General features: G+C 67.6%; 14 protein-coding genes. 3 read left to right on the top strand and 11 right to left on the bottom strand.

Annotation, left to right across the window (positions count from 1 at the left end):
* Positions 1 to 235: 235 nt before the first annotated feature.
* From AB7O82_RS19075 to AB7O82_RS19055, 5 genes are all read right to left on the bottom strand, one after another.
* On the bottom strand, positions 236 to 1156 hold the full coding sequence (locus AB7O82_RS19075; protein ID WP_428544980.1) for an ABC transporter permease: 921 nt from the start codon (positions 1154 to 1156) through the stop codon (positions 236 to 238).
* An 89-nt stretch (positions 1157 to 1245) separates the two neighbouring features.
* Positions 1246 to 2364, bottom strand: a complete 1119-nt coding sequence (locus AB7O82_RS19070; protein ID WP_428544977.1) for an ABC transporter permease — start codon at positions 2362 to 2364, stop codon at positions 1246 to 1248.
* A complete protein-coding gene (locus AB7O82_RS19065; protein WP_428544974.1) occupies positions 2361 to 3881 on the bottom strand; it encodes an ABC transporter ATP-binding protein in 1521 nt (506 codons plus the stop codon). Before AB7O82_RS19065 ends, AB7O82_RS19070 begins: the two co-directional genes overlap by 4 nt.
* Before the next feature lie 214 nt (positions 3882 to 4095).
* Positions 4096 to 5097, bottom strand: coding sequence for a BMP family lipoprotein (locus AB7O82_RS19060; RefSeq protein WP_428619944.1), 1002 nt, complete (start codon positions 5095 to 5097; stop codon positions 4096 to 4098).
* Positions 5098 to 5215: 118 nt separating this feature from the next.
* Positions 5216 to 6217: a BMP family lipoprotein gene (locus AB7O82_RS19055; protein WP_428619942.1), complete on the bottom strand. Its 1002-nt coding sequence runs from the start codon at positions 6215 to 6217 to the stop codon at positions 5216 to 5218.
* A gap of 166 nt (positions 6218 to 6383) precedes the next feature.
* Here AB7O82_RS19055 and hydA point away from each other — a divergent pair, with 166 nt between their 5' ends.
* The gene (hydA, locus tag AB7O82_RS19050; protein ID WP_428544965.1) at positions 6384 to 7829 is read left to right on the top strand and encodes a dihydropyrimidinase; all 1446 of its coding nucleotides are present in this window, start codon (positions 6384 to 6386) and stop codon (positions 7827 to 7829) included.
* A 78-nt stretch (positions 7830 to 7907) separates the two neighbouring features.
* On the opposite strand, the gene AB7O82_RS19045 is transcribed toward hydA, so the two are convergent.
* Together AB7O82_RS19045 and AB7O82_RS19040 are read right to left on the bottom strand one after the other, a co-directional pair.
* Entirely contained in the window at positions 7908 to 8351 is a 444-nt protein-coding gene (locus AB7O82_RS19045) for a YybH family protein (RefSeq protein ID WP_428544962.1), read from the bottom strand.
* A gap of 85 nt (positions 8352 to 8436) precedes the next feature.
* A complete protein-coding gene (locus tag AB7O82_RS19040) occupies positions 8437 to 8862 on the bottom strand; it encodes a hypothetical protein (RefSeq protein WP_428544959.1) in 426 nt (141 codons plus the stop codon).
* Positions 8863 to 9154: 292 nt separating this feature from the next.
* On the opposite strand from AB7O82_RS19040, the gene AB7O82_RS19035 reads away from it, so the two are divergent.
* Entirely contained in the window at positions 9155 to 9679 is a 525-nt protein-coding gene (locus AB7O82_RS19035; protein WP_428544956.1) for a superoxide dismutase family protein, read from the top strand.
* An 80-nt stretch (positions 9680 to 9759) separates the two neighbouring features.
* On the opposite strand, the gene AB7O82_RS19030 is transcribed toward AB7O82_RS19035, so the two are convergent.
* From AB7O82_RS19030 to AB7O82_RS19020, 3 genes are all read right to left on the bottom strand, one after another.
* Positions 9760 to 10287, bottom strand: coding sequence for a hypothetical protein (locus AB7O82_RS19030; RefSeq protein WP_428544953.1), 528 nt, complete (start codon positions 10285 to 10287; stop codon positions 9760 to 9762).
* A gap of 124 nt (positions 10288 to 10411) precedes the next feature.
* Complete coding sequence (locus tag AB7O82_RS19025; RefSeq protein WP_428619940.1) at positions 10412 to 11086, bottom strand: isochorismatase family protein; 675 nt, start codon at positions 11084 to 11086, stop codon at positions 10412 to 10414.
* Positions 11087 to 11287: 201 nt separating this feature from the next.
* Positions 11288 to 14143 carry an FAD-dependent oxidoreductase gene (locus tag AB7O82_RS19020; RefSeq protein WP_428544947.1) on the bottom strand — a complete coding sequence of 952 codons (2856 nt, stop codon included), beginning with the start codon at positions 14141 to 14143 and terminating at the stop codon, positions 11288 to 11290.
* Between the two features lie 97 nt (positions 14144 to 14240).
* On the opposite strand from AB7O82_RS19020, the gene AB7O82_RS19015 reads away from it, so the two are divergent.
* On the top strand, positions 14241 to 15149 hold the full coding sequence (locus AB7O82_RS19015; protein ID WP_428544944.1) for a dihydrodipicolinate synthase family protein: 909 nt from the start codon (positions 14241 to 14243) through the stop codon (positions 15147 to 15149).
* A gap of 81 nt (positions 15150 to 15230) precedes the next feature.
* Here AB7O82_RS19015 and AB7O82_RS19010 read toward each other — a convergent pair whose 3' ends face one another.
* Positions 15231 to 15938 carry an amino acid ABC transporter permease gene (locus AB7O82_RS19010; RefSeq protein WP_428544941.1) on the bottom strand — a complete coding sequence of 236 codons (708 nt, stop codon included), beginning with the start codon at positions 15936 to 15938 and terminating at the stop codon, positions 15231 to 15233.
* Positions 15939 to 16111: the final 173 nt, after the last annotated feature.

The raw sequence follows: 16111 nt of genomic DNA, 5'->3' as shown, positions 1-16111 counted from the left end.
AGTGTTCCTTTCTGCGGCGCACCAGTCTCACTCGATCTCAGCCAAGGATGAATTTAGCCACAGATGAACACAGATGAACACAGACGCATGATCGGGAGAGCCCGGCTTTGGGTTCGCGCCATCCGTGTGCATCCGTGTTCATCTCTGGCTGAGTTCATCTGCGGCTTTTGCTTCCGACGAAGCATGGGCCGTCTATGCCCGAGTGGGCGGGGACGGAGCCTCTTTCCGAACAGAATCAATGCTCCTTCTCGTACGGAATGCCTGCCGCCTTGGGGGCCACGGCGCGGCCGATGAAGCCGGCCAGCAGGAACACGGTGAGAATATAGGGCAAGGCCTGGAAAAGTTGCACGGGAACCTCGCCGATGCCCGGCAGGCGCACGCCTTGCAGGCGGATGGCGATGGCATCGAGCAGGCCGAACAGCAGGCAGGCACCGAACGCAGGGAAGGGGTGCCACTTGCCGAAGATGATGGCGGCCAACGCGATGAAGCCCTGTCCCGCCGTCATGTCGCGGCTGAAGCCGGCATTCTGGGCGATCGAGATGTAGGCGCCCGCCAGACCGGCGAACAGCCCGCACAACAGCACCGCGCGGTAGCGCAGCCACGGTACCGAGATGCCGGCCGTGTCGACGGCGAGCGGCATCTCGCCGACGGCGCGCAGCCTGAGGCCAAAGCGCGTACGCGAGAGGGTCCACCAGGTCAGCGGGACGGAGGCGAGCGCGAGATAGACCAGGATGTTGTCGCCGGCGCCGGGCAGCAGGATAGGCATCAGGCGCTGGTCGCCGACCAGCGCCGGCGTCTGGCCGCCGCGGCTGAACCAGGCGTTGCCCAGCACGATGGTGAGGCCGGCGGCCAGAATGTTGATGGCGACACCGCTCACCACCTGGTTGCCGCGATAGGTGATGCAGGCCACGCCGTGCAGCAGCGCCATCATCTCGGCGGCGACGATGGCCGCCGCCACGCCGGCCCACGCCGAGCCGGTTACGGCGGCCGCGGTCGCGCCGAAGAACGCCGCCATCAGCATCTTGCCCTCGAGCCCGACATCGATGATGCCGCTCTTCTCCGAGAAGAGCCCACCCATGGCGCACAGCACCAGCGGCGTCGCCACGCGCAGGGTGGCGGCGAGGGTGAGCAGGACCAAGGAGAGGACGTCGTCCATGGGATCAAATGTTCATGCTCATCCGGACCGCGGGCGTCTCGCCCGACCATGCGGATGAGCGGGCGAGACGCCCGCGGTCCGGAAGACACTCACGACCCCTGCCCCTTCCTCGACGGCGCAAGCGAGAACACCCGTTGCAGCCACGGCCGCGGCAGGTTCACGAGCGCGCCGGAGAACAGGATGATCAGGCCCTGGATCACCACCACCATCTCGCGGTTGATGGTCGGGATCTCGAAGGCGAGCTCGGCGCCGCCCTGCTGCAGGGCGCCGAAGAGCAGCGCCGCCAGCACGATGCCGAGCGGATGGCTGCGCCCCATCAGCGCGACGGCGATGCCGGCGAAACCGTAGCCCGCCGGGAAATCGAGCACGATGCGCTGGTGCACGCCCATCAGCTCGTTGACGCCGACGAAGCCCGCCAGCCCGCCCGACAGGCACATGGCGAGCATGGTCGTGCGCCGGAGGCTGGTGCCGGCATAGATCGCCGCGTCCGGGTTGTGGCCCATGGTCCTGAGCGCATAGCCCCACGGCGTGTGCCACAGGAACACCCAGACGGCGACGCAGCACAGCACCGCCAGAACGATCGACAGGTTGAGCGCCGACGGCGCCACCTCGATGCCGAGGCCGGCCATCACTTCGTGCACGCTGGGCAACTTGCCCGAGGCGGTGAAGGTGCGGCTCTGCGGCGTCATCGAGCCCGGCGCGATCAGCACGTTCACCATCAGGTAGACCATCAGCGCCGCGGCGAGGAAATTGAACATGATGGTGGTGATGACGATGTGGCTGCCGCGCCACGCCTGCAGCCACGCCGGCACCGCGGCCCACGCCGCGCCGAACAGGGCGGCGGCGACGATCGCCAGAGGGATCATCGCCCACGCCGGCAGCACGCGATCGAGCGCCAGGATGGCGAGCCCGCAGCCCAGCCCGCCGATATAGGCTTGGCCCTCGCCGCCGATGTTGAACAGCCCGCCATGGAAGGCGACGGCCACGGCGAGCCCGGTGAAGATGAAGTTGGTCGTGTAGTAGAGCGTGTAGCCGATCGATTCGGACGAGCCCAGGGCACCGACCACCAGGAGCCGCAGGGCCTGCAACGGATCGACGCCGATGATGCGCACGATCACGCCCACGGTGACGAAGGCGAGCGCGATGTTGACCAGCGGCAGCAGCGCGATCTCGGCCCAGCCGGGCAGAGGCCGGCGCGGTGCGTTCATGCCGCCGCCCCGGCCATCATGAGGCCCAGGGTGCGCTCGTCGGCCTGTCCGGCCGGGACCTCGCCCACGATCCGGCCGGCGAACATGACCAAGATGCGGTCGGCCAGCGACAGGATCTCGTCGAGCTCGACCGACACCACGAGCACGGCGCAGCCCTTGTCGCGGCTCTTCACGAGCTCGCGATGGATGAACTCGATGGCGCCGATGTCGACGCCGCGCGTCGGCTGGCCGACAAGCAGCACCCGGGGCTCGCGCGCCATCTCGCGCGCCAGCACCAGCTTCTGCTGGTTGCCGCCCGAGAAGCTCGACGAGCGCAGCGCCGGCGCACGCGGGCGCACGTCGAAGCGCTCCATCAGCGACGCGCAGTGCGCGCCCACCGCCAGCCCGTCGAGCAGAAAGTTGCGGCAGAACGGTGGCTCCTCCTGGTAGCCCAGGATCGACGTCTCCGCAGCCTGGAAGGCCGCCACCATGCCCTGACGCAGGCGATCCTCCGGAACGTGCGCGAGGCCGAGATCGCGCATCTCGGCCGGATCGCAAGGGTGGTGGGCATCGATCCGCCGGCCGCACACGGTGAGCGTGCCGCCGGTCGGCGCGCGGATGCCTGACAGCACCTGCAGAAGCTCGGTCTGGCCGTTGCCGGAGACGCCGGCGATGCCGACGATCTCGCCCGCCCTGAGCTCGAGGTCGACATCGTCGATCAGCCGCACGCCGCGCCGGTCGACCAGGGTGAGATGCTCGGCCTTCAGCAGCACCTCGCCGGCCGTGGAAGGCGCCTTGTCGAGCTCGAGCCGCACCTTGCGGCCGACCATCAGCTCGGCCAGCTCCTCGGGGCTGGTCTCGCCCGTGCGCCGGTCGGCGACGATCTGGCCCTGCCGCATGACATAGACATGGTCGGTCACCGCCATGATCTCGCGCAGCTTGTGGGTGATCAGCACGATGGTGACGCCACGCGCCTTCAGGGTGCCGAGGATGCGGAACAGCTGGTCGGTCTCCTGCGGCGTCAGCACGGCGCTGGGCTCGTCGAGAATGAGGATCCGCGCGCCGCGATACAGCACCTTCAGGATCTCGACGCGCTGCTGCTCGCCGACCGAGAGATCGGCGACCCGGGCATCGGGGTTGACCGTAAGGCCATATTCGCGGGCGAGCCGAGCCAGCTCGGTCCGCGCCGCCGCCAGGCCGCTCGCCAGCAGGGCGCCACCCTCGGCCCCCAGCACCAGGTTCTCCAGCACCGTGAAGGTATCGACCAGCATGAAATGCTGATGGACCATGCCGATGCCGCGGGCGATCGCCTCGTGCGGGCTGTCCATGCGCACCGGCTGGCCGTCGATTCGGATCTCGCCCGCGTCCGCGTGATAGAGGCCGTAGAGGATGCTCATCAGGGTCGACTTGCCGGCGCCGTTCTCGCCGATGATGCCGGTGACCGCCCCCTGCTCGATCCTGAGCGACACCCCGCGCACGGCCTGGACGTTGCCGAACGACTTCTGGATGCCGGTGAGCTCGATGGCGGGAGCGGGCATCAGGAGCGCATCTCATTCTCCTCCCCAGCTCCGCTGGGGAGGTGTCGCCGTCTTACGGCGATGGAGGGGTCATGGTCTTTTGGACCGCGGGCGTCCCGCCCGCTCGGGGTCATGAGCGGGCGAGACGCCCGCGGTCCAAGAGCCATGACCCCTCCGCCCCGTATGACGGGGCACCTCCCCAGCGGAGCTGGGGAGGAGGAAGACGGGACCCGCATCACTTGCACGAATTGTTGCTCATGTAGTCGTGGACGGCGATCCTGCCCGAGATGATATCGGCCTTGGCGGCCTCGACCTTGGCCTTCATCTCCGGCGTGATCAGCGCTTCGTTGTCCTTGTCGAGTGCCCAGTCGACGCCACCTTCCTTGAGCCCCAGCACCTGCACGCCGCCCTTCCAGGTATCGTCCTGCGCCGCCTTGAAGCTGTCGTAGGCGGCGAGGTCGACGCGCTTCAGCATCGAGGTCAGCATGGTACCGGGGTGCAGGTAGTTCTGATTGGAATCGACGCCGATCCCCAGCTTGCCGCGGTCCCTGGCGGCCTGAAGCGCGCCTAGGCCGCTGGTGCCGGCCGCGGCATAGACCACGTCGACGCCGCGGTCGAACTGGCCCTTGGCGAGCTCGGCGGCGCGGCCGGGGTCGTTCCAGGCGGCAGGCGTCGTGCCGGTCATGTTGACGATCAGCTCGGCGTTGGGATTCACGTACTTCACGCCTTGCTCGAAACCGCACACGAACTTGCGGACCAGCGGGATGTCCATACCGCCCACGACACCGATCTTGCCGCTCTTTGACGCCATCGCCGCCAGCACGCCGACCAGGAACGAGCCTTCGTGCTCCCGGAAGACGACGGACTGCACGTTGGGCAGGTCGACGACGCTGTCGATGATCGTGAACCGCGTCCTCGGGAACTCCCGGGCAACCTTCTCGAGCGGCACGGCCTGCGCGAAGCCCACGGCGACGATGGGATCCAGGCCGCGCTGGGCGAAGCGCCGCTGGGCCTGCTCGAACTGGGTCTCGTTGCTGGGCTCGAACTCGGCGACGCTCGTCTTCGCCTCCTTCGCGAACTTCTCGGCACCCATGCTGACGCCTTCGTTGAACGATTTGTCGAACTTGCCGCCGGTGCTGTAGATGACCGCCGGCTTGACGGTGGTCTGAGCTGCAGCCGCGATGGCGAGCGCGCCCACCGCGATCAGGGCGGCGAGCGATGTGACCAGGCGATTCATGATGGGTCCCTTGAGCTCAAAATCCCTCCCCCCGACTACGGTCGTATTCGGGGGAGGGATTTGAGGGGCGGCCGCTCCGCAGCAGCCACGCCGGGGAGGAGAAAAGAAACCACCCGCATCATTTGCAGGCGTTGTTGCTCATGTAGTCGTGGACCACGATCTTGCCCGAGGCGATGTCGGCCTTGGCGGCGTCGACCTTGGCCTTCATCTCCGGCGTGATCAGCTTCTCATTGTCCTTGTCGAGCGCCCAGTCGACGCCGCCTTCCTTGAGGCCCAGCACCTGCACGCCGCCCTTCCAGGTGCCGGCCTGCGCCGCCTTGAAGCTGTCGTAGGTGGCGAGGTCGACGCGCTTCAGCATCGAGGTGAGGATCGACCCGGGATGCAGATGGTTCTGGTTGGAATCGACACCGATGCCCAGCTTTCCGCGGTCCTTGGCGGCCTGCAGCACGCCGATGCCGGTCGATCCGGCGGCGGCATAGACCACGTCGACGCCGCGGTCGAACTGGCCCTTGGCGAGCTCGGCGCCGCGGCCCGGATCGCTCCACGCGGCCGGCGTCGTGCCGGTCATGTTGGCGATCAGCTCGGCCTTCGGATTGGCCCACTTGATGCCCTGCTCATAGCCGCACTGGAAGCGGCGGATCAGCGGAATGTCCATGCCGCCGACGAAGCCCACCTTGCCGCTCTTGGAGGCCATTGCCGCCAGCACGCCGACCAGGAAGGAGCCTTCCTGCTCCTTGAACACGACCGACTGCACGTTCGGCAGGTTGACGACGCTGTCGATGATGGTGAAGCGGACCTTGGGAAATTCCTTGGCGACCTTCTCCAGCGCCACCGCCTGGGAGAAGCCGACGGCCACGATCGGATCCTGGCCGCGCTGGGCGAAGCGGCGCAGCGCCTGCTCGAACTGGGTCTCGTTGGTCGGCTCGAACTCGGCGACGGCGATCCCCGTCTCCTTCTTGAACTTCTCCGCCCCCATGCTCACGCCTTCGTTGAAGGACTTGTCGAACTTGCCTCCGTTGCTGAAGACGATGGCGGGTTTGACGGCGGTCTGCGCCTGGGCCAGCGCCGGCAGGGCTGCCGCCGCACAGACTCCGACCACAAGTGCAATCCAACGCTTCATGACGGCCCCCTTGGTTTCCCGGCGCCGTGGCGATCGCATCCCGGCCCCTGGGGTTGATTGCACCGAGTGTGGACCGCGGCGCGCGCCCGGTCTAGGCAAGTGTGCGGCACGGGACTTGCTGCCCAGGATTCAGCACGCTGCCGACACGCAGGGACAGGGAGGGAACATGGCCGAGTACGATCTGGTCATCCGCAATGGCACCATCGCCACGGCTTCAGACGTGGTGAAGGGCGACATCGGCATCGTCGCCGGCCGGGTGGTGGCGCTGGGCGAGCGGCTCGACAAGGGCAGGCGCGAGATCGACGCAACCGGCCTGATCGCCGTGCCGGGCGGCATCGACGCCCACGTCCATTTCGATCAGGACACCGCCGACGGCTCGGAGTTCTGCGACGATTTCGAGAGCGGCAGCCGGGCGGCTGCGGCGGGTGGCACGACCACCATCATCCCCTTCGCCTACCAGGCGCGCGGCCAGTCGCTGCGCGACGTGGTCAGCCGCTACCACAAGCGGGCCGACGGCAAGTCGCTGATCGACTACGCCTTCCACGTCATCCTGTCCGACCCCAGCGAGAAGATCATGGGCCAGGATTTCCCGGCGCTGGTGGCCGACGGCTACACCTCGTTCAAGGTCTACATGACCTACGACGACCTGAAGCTTGGCGATCGCGAGATGCTCGACGCGCTGGCGGCGGCGCGGCGCGAGCAGGCAATGCTGATGATCCATGCCGAGAATTCAGACTGCATCGCCTGGCTGACCGAGCGGCTGGAATGGAAGGGCATGACGGCGGCGAAATTCCACGCCACCTCGCGACCCTTCGTCGTCGAGCGCGAGGCCACCCATCGCGCCATCTCGCTGGCCGAGCTGCTCGACGTGCCGATGCTCCTGGTTCACGTCTCGGCCAAGGAGGCCATGCACGAGATCCAGCGCGCCCAGGCGCGCGGCCTCAAGGTCTACGGCGAGACCTGCCCGCAATACCTGTTCCTGAGCGAGGAGGACTTCGACAAGCCGGGCGACGAGGGCGCCAAGTGCGTCTGCTCGCCGCCGCCACGCGGGGTCGACAACCAGGAGCACATCTGGACCGGCCTCTCGGCCAACACCTTCCAGGTCCTGTCGTCCGACCACGCCGCTTTCAAATACGACGATGTGCGCGGCAAGAAGCTGCCGGGCGCGGCGCAGAGCTTCCGCAAGATCCCCAACGGCGTGCCGGGCGTCGAGACCCGCCTGCCACTGCTGTTCTCCGAAGGCGTCGGCAAGGGTCGCATCAGCCTGCAGCAGTTCGTAGCGCTCTCCTCGACCAACGCCGCCCGGATATACGGCTTGCATCCGCGCAAGGGCACCATCGCCGTCGGCGCCGATGCCGACATCGTGCTGTGGGACCCGACGCGCAAGGTGACGCTCACCAATGCGATGCTCCACCACAATTGCGACTACACGCCCTACGAGGGCCGCGAGCTCACCGGCTACCCTGTGATGACCTTCTCACGCGGCGAGCTCGTTATGGAAGAAGCGCGCATGAGCGGTTCGGCCGGCCGCGGCCTGTTCCAGAAATGCGCCCGCCCCGAGGCCGCCCGCCCGCGCGGCAGGCCGCTGATCGACCCGTCGATCTTCAGCTGAGGAGATCCAGCACGCTTGGCCCGCCGCCGGACTGTTTGCCCGATCTCGGGGAACTCCATTCAGCCGTGACCTTCGATGTCAGGGAGCCCTGGTCATGACCACGCGCCCACCCTCCTTGTTGAATTCAAAGGGCCACGAGACGTGCTCGTGCGTTATCAACCATCCCGCATCCAAGCGCCGGCAGCAGACGGTCGACCGGATCCATGCTTCCCGAAGTCCTGCTCTCGCCAGATGGCGATTCCCCTTGTCCAGATGAAGCATGTGCGCAAACGCGACATTGTCGCTCACGGCGATATCCAGCGCTCGGGTCTCGAGGCCGATTGGCCCCTCGTATTCATCGAACCATCGCAGGAAGTTGCGCCTTACGGCATCGGTTCCGACGAAACCCTGAAGAGGGGGTACACAATCGAAATAGACGATGTCGGGTGAATAAAGCGACATGAGTCTCTCAATGTTCTTCGCCCGGCACGCCTCTACGCGACTGTCCAGAAGTGCCGTAATCGCCGACGGTGTCAAAGCCATTGCGTCCTCCATTACTGAAACCCGCGAGGCTTGGCGGTTTGCGCCAGCAGGGGCGGACCGAAGCCCGGGAGCGCCGCGAAGGTGTCTATCTCGTCGTTGCGACGGCAGTGCAGCAGAAGGCGAGGAAGGTTACCGCCGCGTTGACGGCGTGCGAGTATTCCCACTGCGCGCGAAGAGCCTGCCAGTTCTCAGGCTGTGCGCTCCAATTCCCTGTCGCGGCATTTGCCGGCTGAGTGAAGATCACGAAGATGGTCAGGTTGAGCGCGATCAAGGCCGCCGCCGCGATCGACAGCCACATCGAGATCCTGTCACTTCTCAGGACTATAGCGTTTGCCACATTGGCGAGGAACGCGAGGGGCAGGAAAAGGCCGAGCAACCACCACCCGCTGTAGATTTGCTGTACAATAAAATAGTCTGCCTTCGGCAACCCAATCTTGTTCGGAAGCTCGAAAGCGTGCGCCGCGGGAGCTACCAGAGAAAGGCCGGTCAGGATCGCCGCCAGGACCTTCATGACATGGAGCCTCGTCGATTTCGGGAGAGAAGCCTGCGCTCGGAGCAGTGGCGATCTGCCCTCTCCGATCGGTTGGCGCAGAACACGCCCTCACAAGGAAGGTTCCATGCCGACTGAGTCATGCCGTCGGAAGCAGGGACATTCGCGCTGTCCCCTCTTGAACTCCACGCGATCGGCCTTCAACTGATCGGCCGTCGATCTTCGGTTGAACCGAAGACCTCGACGCGGAGTTGTTCACGACAGAGTCCTGAAGCGGGACAGGCACGGACCCACCCCAGGAGGGAGAACCCGGATGAGAATCGGTGGAATGCTCTTTGGCTTGGTTGCAGCGGTCGCAGTGGCCGGGCTTGCCCAATCCGCTTCGGCGCAGACGGCGATGGCGATCCTGAAGGACGCCGGCGGCAAGCAGGTCGGCACGGTCGACCTGACGGAGACGCCGCAGGGCGTGCTCCTAAAGCTGTCGCTGAAAGGCTTCCCGGCCGGCGAGCGTGCCTTCCACATACACGCAGTCGGGAAGTGCGAGCCGCCCTTCACCAGCGCTGGCGGGCACTTCAATCCGGGCGGCAGGAAGCATGGCATGAAGGCGACCGGCGGCGCCCATGCCGGCGACATGCCCAACCTGTTCGTCCCTGCCAACGGCGAAGTGACCGTCGAGGTCGCCAATCCGGCAATCACGCTTGTCGAGGGCAAGCCGAACAGCGTGTTCGACACCGACGGGTCGGCGATCGTCATCCATGCCGGCCCCGACGACTACAAGACCGATCCGACCGGCAACGCCGGCGACCGCGTCGCTTGCGGCATCATCTTGAAGAAGTAGACGTCGATCGCATGAGAGACGCCGCTACGGGCCCACCTTCATCGCCACACGATACGGGAGGTCTTAATGCGCCGGCCGTCCTAGTCGTTCTTGCAACGCGCGGTGTCCGGTCCGGGCGGAAAGCGCTCGTCCCACAGGCCCTCGAAGTCCTTGCGGAAGCGGATGTATTCCGGCCCGTCGTCGCGCGTCTCCATGGTGCCGCGAAAGGCATAGGCCTTGCCAGGACGGCCGTGCTCGGGCTTCTCGAGATAGATCTCGATCATCGGCACATCCTTCCGGCTCTTGGGATGCGCCAGGGTTATCGTGGCTTGCGCGCAATACGGCCATTCCGAGGCGTCGATCCCGGGACGCATGTCGCTGACCAGCACACACTTCCCGCCGCTCCAGCTAATGCTGTGCGCGTGCCTGCCGACGAGCGCCTTGAGCCATGCCTCCACGGTCATGTCGCCGTCGCAATAGTCGGAGCCGTAGTCGATTAGCTCGAGTGTCGCCTGCCGCCCGGCCGCCGCGAGTGCGGCCTTCGATGCACCGCCGGCTGGTTGGGCGGCGAGTGGCAGGGGCGAGAGCAACACGGCAATCATCGCGGCGACGGAACGAGAAAGCTTCATCGCGAGCAACCGTAGGGCCGGCGGTAGAGAGTGGCAATGGTCATGGTCTTCCGGACCGCGAGCGTCCCGCTCACTCATGCTCATGAGCGAGCGGGACGCTCGCGGTCCGGAAGACCATGAGTCGCTAATTCGCCGGCCGGTACTGCTCCAGCCAGGCCAGCACCTCGGCGACCGGCAGCACGTCGGCGTATTTGAGCGCCATGTCGTAGAGGTTGGCGAAGTGCGGACTCTCGTGCTTGTCGGCGACGCACTCCTCGGGAACGATCGTACGATAGCTGCGCGACAGGCTGTCGACCGCGGTGGCGCGCACGCAGCCCGAGGTCGAGCCGCCGGTGACGATCACCGTGTCGACGCGATGGAAGGTGAGCAGCGAGGCGAGGTTGGTCTCGAAGAAGGCCGAGGCCATGCGCTTGTTGATGACGATGTCGCTGCCGTGGTCGACCGCGCAGCGGTCGTCGAGGGCGGCGCGCCGCGAGCCCGCCTTGATGTTCTGCAGCGAGTCGGGCGTGTCGCTGCGCGTTCCCCACACGCCGCAATCCTCGCCCGACTCGAGATAGGAAACGTACGTCCAGATCACCGGGCACCGGTGCCTGCGGCAGAGCTTCGCCAGGGTGTTGACGTACTCGATCTGGCGCGGGTCGGTCTCGTAGGCGGTCACGAACTCGGCGGGCCGGGTGTAGGCGTTCTGGAGATCGACATTGACCAGGGCGGGCTTGCGGCCGAAGCCGAATCGCCGCCGGCCGGCATCGGCCTTGACCTCCTGGTAGAGCTCACGGGCGGACTTGGTCGATGTTTCCATGGGGCTTCTCCCGAAATCAGCCAGGGCATCTGCGAATGACAAAGGAGCCGTCATCCCGACCGGAGCCGCGCACAGCGCGGCGGAGTGGAGGGACCCTTCTTGTGGCGGCACCAGCAAGAAAGGTCCCTCGACTGCGCCGCCCTTCGGGCGGCTCCGCTCGGAATGACGGCATCTTTGGCCATATTCGAATGCCCCGCTGGATCAGCCGAAGCGGCTCAGCAAGAACGGCGCCACCGGAATGCTCGGCTGCCGTCCGGCCAGCATCTCGGCGGTGAGCCGCGCCAGCACCGGCGCCAGGGTGTAGCCGTTCGAGCTGACGCAGTTGTAGAAGCCCGGCCTGCCGGGCGCTTCGCCGAGGATCGGCGCACGATCGATGTTGACGTTCATGCCGGCCCAGATGCGCACGGCGTGCAGCTCGGCCAGCGCCGGAACAACGCGCGCCGCCACCCAGAGATTGCCTTCGACGCTCGACCGGAGCGCACGCGACAGGCGCTGCCGCTCGTCGAGCCCGGCCGTCCAGCCGCCGCCCACCAGGAAGGCACCCGAGCCCATCTGCTTCAGGGTGAGATGGCGCGCTGCATGGGCAACCAGTCGCGTCAGGGTCGGCTGGGTGGGTTCCGTGGCGATCATCTGCAGCGGCGCGCCGCGCACCGGCAGCTCGAGCCCGACCAGCCGGCCGGTCTCGGCGGCCCACGGCCCCGAGGCGTTGACGATGCGCCGGCAGCGCACCTCGCCGCGGCTCGTGGTCACGCGCCAGCCCGTCCCGTCGCGCTCGATCGCGACAACGTTGCTGCCATGCCGGAAGCGCGCGCCCAGGGCCTTGGCACGCGCGATGGTGGCGTAGGTGCCGCGCAGTGGATTGATCTTGCCCTCGCCCGGGCACCATTCGGCGGCGACGGCGACGTCGGCTATCGCCGGCTCGAGCCGGCGCAGCTCGTTGGCGCCGATCAGCTCGGCCTCGATGCCGCGGCTGCGCTCGAGGGCGATCTTGGCCTTGAGGAACTCGACGTCGCGCGTCGACTCGCCGACCATCAGCCCGCCCGCCACCTTGATCTCGAGGTCCTGGCCGGTGTCGCGCTCGATCTCCTGCCACAGCGCGATCGAGGCCGGGCCGAGCGGCAGGGTGTCGGCCGCGCGGTTGCCGCCCGCCGGCGCGTTGGCGCCGAAATCGAACGACAGCATCTGCACGTGCAGGCTGCCGGCATTGGCGCCCGAGGCCTGCAGGTTGGGCTCGTCGCGCTCGACCACCATCGCCTCGATGCCCTCGCGCGCCAGCCAGTAGGCGAGGCAGGAGCCGACCACGCCGCCGCCGATCACCAGCGTATCGACGCTCTCGACCGGCAGCGGCGCGTGCTCACGCGGCCGCGCCATGTCGGGCGGCACGAAATCGACATGGCCCGACCATTCGGGCTGCTCGATGGTGAGGGTGCGGATCGGCACCGGCTTGGCCGGCGGTCGCGGCGCAAACAGGCCGAACTCGTCGATTTCGGTGGAGCACAGGCGGGCCACGGTCGAGGCGCAGTAGCGGCCCTGGCAGCGCCCCATGCCGACGCGGCTCGCCCGCTTGAGCGACGCCGGCGAGGTGTGCCCCGCGGCGATCAGGCCGCGCAGCGCGCCCGCCGTCACTTCCTCGCAGCGGCAGACGGTGGCTGAATCGTCGATGGCGGCGGGATCGAACGGCGGCGCGGCGAACAGCCGCCACAGCGCCGATTGAAAGCGCGCGGCGCGCTGGACGGTGCGTTTTGCGTCTTTCGAGGGCGCCGCGGCGAGCCCGAGGTCGCGTGCGATGGCATTGGCCGCCAGCACGCCTTGCGCCTGGGCAGCCTGCGCACCGCCGAAGCGCGCGCCGTCGCCGATGGCAAAGACCTCGCCGAGGCTGGTGCGGCCGTCCGCGTCGGTTATGGTCTCCATCGTGCCGCTGCCGCGCGGCACGAAGCGGTGGGCGCAACCGAGCGAGCGCGCCAGCTCCGACGACGAGGCAAAGCCGTCGCTGAGCGCAACGACGTCGGCCTCGATCGTCAGGTCACCGGCCTCGACGGCGCGCAGGTGATCCTCGCCGAGCAGGCGCGTCACGCGGCGGCCCCAGTGCATCAGGGGGCGAAGGCGGCCGGCCAAGGCGCGGCCCTGCAGCAGGAGAAACGGATCGGCCAGCGCCGCTTGCGCAAGCGCGCTCCAGCGCCGCAGCCCCGGACGCGGCGCCGCCTCGAGCACAGCGACGACATTGGCGCCGCCCTCCAGCAGCTCGACCGCGGTCTGCAGGCAGAGCGGTCCGTTGCCGGCGATGACGATGCGGCTGCCCGGCGCCACGCGATAGGAGCGGGCGAGCGTCTGCAAGCCGCCGACCGTCATCACGCCCGGCAGGGTCCAGCCTGGCACCGGCCGGACCTGCTCATACGCGCCGGTCGCCAGCACCAGGCGCTTCGAGCGATAGAGCCGCGACTGGCCGGCCACGGTGACGGCGACCTCGTTGGGCGAGAATGCCGCCCACACGGTCGCCTCGTTCACGATCGTGGCGCCGGCCAGCAGGGTCGACCGGCCGAGCACGGCGCCGTCGCGGAACTGCCGGTCGAGCGTCTCGGGATCGGCCTCATGGCTGTGCGCCAGCGGCTTGAAGAACTGGCCGCCCTCGTGCAGGCGCTCGTCGAGCACCACGACGCTGGCGCCGGCCAGGGCGAGGCTGCGCGCCGCCGACAGGCCGGCCGGCCCGGCGCCGACGACCAGGACGTCGCAGTCGAATTCGCGCGTCTCGGCGGGCGGCGCGGCGGTGCCCGGCTGAGCGTCGGGCGATGAGCGAACGTCCATGCCATCCACGACCCGGGTCAGGCAGGCACGCTGGCTCGGCCGGCCGTCGACCGTCACCAGGCAATCGAAGCACACGCCCATGCCACAGAACGGGCCGCGCGGCGCTCCCGACCGGGCCTGCCGCACCGCGACGATCCCCGCCGCAGCGAGCGCCGCGGCAATGGTCTCGCCGGGCAGCGCCATGATCTCCCGATCATCGAAGTAGATCTGGATCGCCGGACCGACCGGCACGATGTCTGGATGGTTCAGACGCATGGCGAATGGTTTATCATGTCTTGTGGACCGCCGGCGCCTGCCCTTCGACAAGCTCAGGGCAGGCGCCCGCGGAAGAGCCTGTCTGGAGTGAACGGCCATGAAAAAGTTTCGCGGCACCTACACCGTCCTGATCACGCCCTTCACCGACGATGGCCGGAAGGTCGACGAGGCGGCGCTGCGGCGCCTGGTCGACTTCCAGATCGCGGAAGGCATCCACGGCCTGATCCCGCTCGGCAGCACCGGCGAGTTCCTGAGCGTGACGCCCGACGAGCGGCGGCAGATCGTCGAGACCGTCGTCGGCCAGGCGGCGGGGCGCGTGCCGGTGCTGATCGGCACCGGCGCCGAATGGACCGACGAGGTCGTGCGCACCAGCCGCGAGGCCGAGTCGATGGGTGCCGACGGCGTCATGATCATTCCGCCGTTCTACAGCGTGCCGACAGACGACGAGCTTTACATCCACTACAAGAAGGTGGCCGACGCGATCTCGATCCCGATCATGGTCTACAACAACCCGGCGACGGCCAATGTCGACATGATGCCGGAGCTGATCGCCCGACTGGCCCAGATTCCGAATTGCCAATACGTAAAGGAATCGACGCTCGATCCGACGCGCGTGCGCGACATCATCCGCCTCGCCGGCGACAGAATGACGGTGTTCGCGGGCGTGCTGGGCTACGAATCGTTCTGGCTGGGCGCCGAGGGCTGGGTCGCCGTGTGCTCCAACGTGATCCCGCGCTGGTCGGCCGAGCTGTTCGAGCTGGTCGCCGACAAGCGCGACATGGGTTGCGCGCTCGAGCTCTACAGGAAGATGACGCCGCTGCTGTGGTGGGTCGGCGGTCCGCGCTACGTCTCCGGCACCAAGGCGTGCTTCGAGATGATGGGCATGCCGATGGGCCCGCCGCGCGCCCCGCGCCTGCCCCTGCCCGAGGCGCAGCGGCCGGCCCTTCGCGAGGTGCTGCGGCAGATGGGCGTGCTGGCCGAGGAGAAGGCCCGCGCGCGGGCTTGATCTTCCGGACCGCGGGCGTCCCGCCCGCTTATATTCATACTCATGATCATGAGCGGGTGAGACGCCCGCGGTCCACATGAGTCAATGATCGTCCCTGGCCAGCTGCTCGGTGGCGGCGGCGCCGTAGGCCTTGCCGTAGTAGGCCTCGATGCGGCGCTGCACGAAATCCCAGCAGGTGGTCATCACCAGGTAGAGGATGGCCACCACCATGAACACCTCGAGCACCTGGAACTTCTGCTGCATCAGGATCTGGCCGCGACGCAGGACCTCCTCCATGGAGATCACCGAGGCGATCGAGGTGGTCTTGAGAAGGCCGTTCACCGAGTTGCCGAGCGGCGGGATGATGACGCGCAGCGCCTGCGGCAGCACGACCAGCCGGAAGATCTGGTAGGGCTTCAGCCCGAGGGCGCGCGCGGCTTCGGTCTGACCCTTGGCAACGGACAGAATGCCACCGCGGAGAATCTCCGACAGGTAGGCGGCCTCGTTCAGCGCCAGCCCGATGATCGCCGATTCGAGCACGCTGAAGCGCACCAGGCCGAGCTGCGGCAGGCCGGTGTAGATGATGATGAGCTGCACCAGGAGCGGCGTGCCGCGGAAAATCCAGACATAGCCCTGCGCGGCGCGCGACACCGCCTTGTGCTTGCTGAGCCGCATCACCGCCAGCAGGAGACCGATCATGCCGCCGAGAATCAGCGTGCAGATCGTCAACCCGATCGTCCACAGCGCGCCTTCGAGGAGATAGAGGTTGGTGAAGTAGCTCCAGAAGCCGTCCCAGTTCCAGACTTTCATTTTTCTTCCCCTCCTCCCCGGCTCCGCCGGAGAGGTGTCGCCGTCTTACCGCGACGGGGGGCATGGTCTTTTGGACCGCGGGCGTCCCGCCCGCTCGGAATCATGAGCGGGCGGGACGCCCGCGGTCCATGAAGCAAGACCCCTCCGTCGCGGGGTGACGCCGCCACCACCCC

Source organism: Reyranella sp., assembly GCF_050185545.1.
Lineage (GTDB): Bacteria > Pseudomonadota > Alphaproteobacteria > Reyranellales > Reyranellaceae > Reyranella.
Note: the sequence above shows the minus strand (reverse complement) of the source record. Positions and strands in the feature narration are given on the sequence as shown.

Coding starts and splice junctions, on each gene's coding strand:
- AB7O82_RS19030 (WP_428544953.1), bottom strand. CDS start 10,287: ATGAAGCTTTCTCGTTCCGTCGCCGCGATGATTGCCGTGTTGCTCTCG.
- AB7O82_RS19070 (WP_428544977.1), bottom strand. CDS start 2,364: ATGAACGCACCGCGCCGGCCTCTGCCCGGCTGGGCCGAGATCGCGCTG.
- AB7O82_RS19010 (WP_428544941.1), bottom strand. CDS start 15,938: ATGAAAGTCTGGAACTGGGACGGCTTCTGGAGCTACTTCACCAACCTC.
- hydA (WP_428544965.1), top strand. CDS start 6,384: ATGGCCGAGTACGATCTGGTCATCCGCAATGGCACCATCGCCACGGCT.
- AB7O82_RS19040 (WP_428544959.1), bottom strand. CDS start 8,862: ATGAAGGTCCTGGCGGCGATCCTGACCGGCCTTTCTCTGGTAGCTCCC.
- AB7O82_RS19015 (WP_428544944.1), top strand. CDS start 14,241: ATGAAAAAGTTTCGCGGCACCTACACCGTCCTGATCACGCCCTTCACC.
- AB7O82_RS19060 (WP_428619944.1), bottom strand. CDS start 5,097: ATGAATCGCCTGGTCACATCGCTCGCCGCCCTGATCGCGGTGGGCGCG.
- AB7O82_RS19075 (WP_428544980.1), bottom strand. CDS start 1,156: ATGGACGACGTCCTCTCCTTGGTCCTGCTCACCCTCGCCGCCACCCTG.
- AB7O82_RS19045 (WP_428544962.1), bottom strand. CDS start 8,351: ATGGCTTTGACACCGTCGGCGATTACGGCACTTCTGGACAGTCGCGTA.
- AB7O82_RS19065 (WP_428544974.1), bottom strand. CDS start 3,881: ATGCCCGCTCCCGCCATCGAGCTCACCGGCATCCAGAAGTCGTTCGGC.
- AB7O82_RS19025 (WP_428619940.1), bottom strand. CDS start 11,086: ATGGAAACATCGACCAAGTCCGCCCGTGAGCTCTACCAGGAGGTCAAG.
- AB7O82_RS19055 (WP_428619942.1), bottom strand. CDS start 6,217: ATGAAGCGTTGGATTGCACTTGTGGTCGGAGTCTGTGCGGCGGCAGCC.
- AB7O82_RS19020 (WP_428544947.1), bottom strand. CDS start 14,143: ATGCGTCTGAACCATCCAGACATCGTGCCGGTCGGTCCGGCGATCCAG.
- AB7O82_RS19035 (WP_428544956.1), top strand. CDS start 9,155: ATGAGAATCGGTGGAATGCTCTTTGGCTTGGTTGCAGCGGTCGCAGTG.